At 69.5% G+C, this 2,489-nt stretch carries 4 protein-coding genes; 1 reads left to right on the forward strand and 3 read right to left on the reverse strand.

The window, feature by feature from the left end; translation table 11 throughout:
- On the forward strand, positions 1–184 hold a 184-nt coding region (locus BEN49_RS14060; RefSeq protein ID WP_204376115.1), incomplete at its 5' end, for a hypothetical protein.
- A 171-nt stretch (positions 185–355) separates the two neighbouring features.
- Here the strand turns inward: BEN49_RS14060 and BEN49_RS14065 are convergent.
- The 3 genes from BEN49_RS14065 to BEN49_RS28015 form a co-directional block, all read right to left on the reverse strand.
- Complete coding sequence (locus BEN49_RS14065) at positions 356–811, reverse strand: hypothetical protein (RefSeq protein ID WP_070744399.1); 456 nt, start codon at positions 809–811, stop codon at positions 356–358.
- Between the two features lie 19 nt (positions 812–830).
- Positions 831–1,952 (reverse strand): peptidase associated/transthyretin-like domain-containing protein, encoded by a 1,122-nt coding sequence (locus BEN49_RS14070; protein ID WP_070744401.1) that lies wholly within the window; start codon positions 1,950–1,952, stop codon positions 831–833.
- A 51-nt stretch (positions 1,953–2,003) separates the two neighbouring features.
- A partial coding sequence (locus BEN49_RS28015; protein ID WP_204376116.1) for a hypothetical protein occupies positions 2,004–2,489 on the reverse strand: 486 nt, incomplete at its 5' end.

The raw sequence follows: 2,489 nt of genomic DNA on the forward strand, positions 1-2,489 counted from the left end.
ACGGGGACGCCAACGGGCGCACCACCGCCACCGGCAGCCAGGCGCCCGCAACGCGCGCCGCGGCAGCACCCCGGTGGGCAGCCCCACCACCAAGGGCGCGACCATTCCGGGTGCCTCAACGACGACGCCCGCTACGACCACCGCGCCGGGCACGACCACCACGCCGGGCGGCATTCCGCGCTAGCCCGCCCAGCGGCCCCGCCCACGTTGCCTCATCAGCCCCAGCAATCTTGCTGGGGCTGTTTTTTTGTGTCTATCTGGCTACGAAATGCCCCTTGTCCAGGAGGAAATGGTTTCTCCGCCCTGGGCCATCCGGCGGGCCTACTCCGCTCCTACTGCTGCTGCCTTTGCTTTTCTACGCGGCTTTGCGCACCGGGGCCGCGGTGGGGGCGGCCACGAAGAAGCCGCCCAGCGCCAGGCTCACCAGGCTTTGCACGGCGGTGAGCATGAGGCCCGCCAGCTTGAGGCTGTCCAGGAGCTGGCGGGTGCTGTCGGCCTGGTGTTGGAGGCCCACGGCCAGGGTCGCCCACAGGCACAGGCCGTAAAAGAACGAGAGCCCCCAGCACAGCCGGAAGTAGAACGTGCTGCTGGCGGCCGGCCCGTCGGCGGTTTCGGACGTGCGCAGCGTGCCGATGATGAGCAGCAGCGTGGGGAATAGAAACGGGCTATACCACTGCCAGATGGCCGCCGGGTCGTCGAAGCGGCCCTGGATGGTGTTGTAGAAAAGCAGCAGCGTGGGCCCCGTGGCCAGCACGAACCAGAGGATGGCCAGGCGGTGCTGGGCCTGGGCTTTGGGCAGGGTATCGGGCATAACAAGGGGGCGAACGGGACTAAAATCCGACGGCGATGCCGGCTTTGGACAGGTGCTGCCGGCCCGAGAACAGGCTGGCGTCCACGAGCGCGGCGGGGCGATTTTCCTTTTTCTCGAACTCGTACACCAGGGCCGTGCAGTGCGAATCGGCGGTCCAGGGCAGGCGGCCCACGGCGGTCGGCAGCGAGGTGGTGCCGTGCGTCAGCCAGTCGATGGCCTGCTGCTTGTCCACGGTTTCGTCGGTGGGGGCAAACGCGGTGGCCGTCACCGCGAACACCACCACCCGGAACCGCCCGGTGCGGGCACTGACCAGGTTGCGCAAGAAGGCCGCGAGGCTGCTGCCCGCCACTGCCTCGGGGGCCCAGCGGTTGGGTTCGGGCAGCGGGTTGTCTTGCCCGTCGAGCTGCTCAATGCGCGTAACCAGGGCGAACCCTTCCGGAATGCTGTAGTAGGCCGGGTCCTGAAACCGGGCTTTGACGAGGGCGACCCGCAGACGGGCATCCACTTGGCCCAGCCGCTGTACGCCCGTGGTGAACCGCTCGGGCAACAGGCAGTACGCCGAGGGGTGGGGCGGCGGCCAAGCGAAGGCATTCGCCCGCTTTTTTTCCGCCGACCGGATCGTGGGCGCCTCCCCCGCCGTCGGTGTAGGCGGGGGCGGCGGCGGGGGTGGCTGGCGGGCAAAAACTGGCCGGCGGCGGATTGGGGTAGCCCGGCGCGGCAACGGCGTGCGCATTACCTGCACCTCGCCCGGTGTGGCCAGTACCGTTACTTCCGCCGTGCCGGCCAGGTCGACCAGGTTGGGGGCCAGCTCGACCAGCCGGGCAAGGTGACCGGCGTACGACAGGCGGAGCTGCACTGGCCCGTCGGGCAGTTGAGCCAGCACGGCCGCGAGCACGGTTAGCGCGAATTTGCCAACCGCGTCGGTGGCGGTGGCCAGCGCCGTGCCCACGAGCGCCACCGCCGCCTGCGGCACCCCCTGGCCGGCCGCGTCCACCACCTGGCCTTTGATGAGCAAGAACTCGGCAATTGGCCGGGGCGCCACCGGCGCGGCCAGGGGAACGCCGGCCACCGGCGCGGCCAGGGGCCCCAACGGGCCCCATGCGCCCAGCAGAGGGATAAAGAGCAATAAGTACGGCTTCATGGCATGGATGAAAAATAAATCCAGGTTGAACAACCCCCGCTACCGGCCGGGCTACGTGGTGGCCACGGCCTGAAGCAGGGCGTAGGCCACTTCGGGGTGGCAGATGTCGGAATGGTCCTGAATAATGGCGTCGGCGTTGAGGTTGAACACCTTGCCGGCGGCGAAGGCGTAGGCCGCCCCCACGCCCAGCAGGGCCCCTTCGGTGGCCTCGGGGGTTTTTTGGGCCCCGTTGCGGCCCATGCCGCCGTACTTGTCGCGGGCATCGCCGAGGCCCGAAGCCACTTGGTGGGCCAGCATCGAGGCCAGCGGGTACATGGTGCCCACGGCCGAGTCGTGGTCCGAGTGCGTGATGAGCACGGGCCCGCGCACGGCGGGCAGGGTGAGCACGGCGCGGAAAAACCCGGGGTGGGTGCCGTCGTAGTTGTTGGAGAGGCCGTAGTGCGAGTAGGCCGCTTGGAGCAGCGTGAGGGTAGCGACGGGCAGCGCGGATTGGCCAGCGGGCCCAGCGGCGGCAGCCGTGGCCAGGCGGCCGCCGAA

This window comes from Hymenobacter coccineus (assembly GCF_001816125.1).
GTDB lineage: Bacteria > Bacteroidota > Bacteroidia > Cytophagales > Hymenobacteraceae > Hymenobacter > Hymenobacter coccineus.

Excerpts from the sequence above, each read along its gene's own strand:
- BEN49_RS14065 (WP_070744399.1), bottom strand. The coding sequence starts at position 811 with ATGCCCGATACCCTGCCCAAAGCCCAGGCCCAGCACCGCCTGGCCATC.
- BEN49_RS14070 (WP_070744401.1), bottom strand. The coding sequence starts at position 1,952 with ATGAAGCCGTACTTATTGCTCTTTATCCCTCTGCTGGGCGCATGGGGC.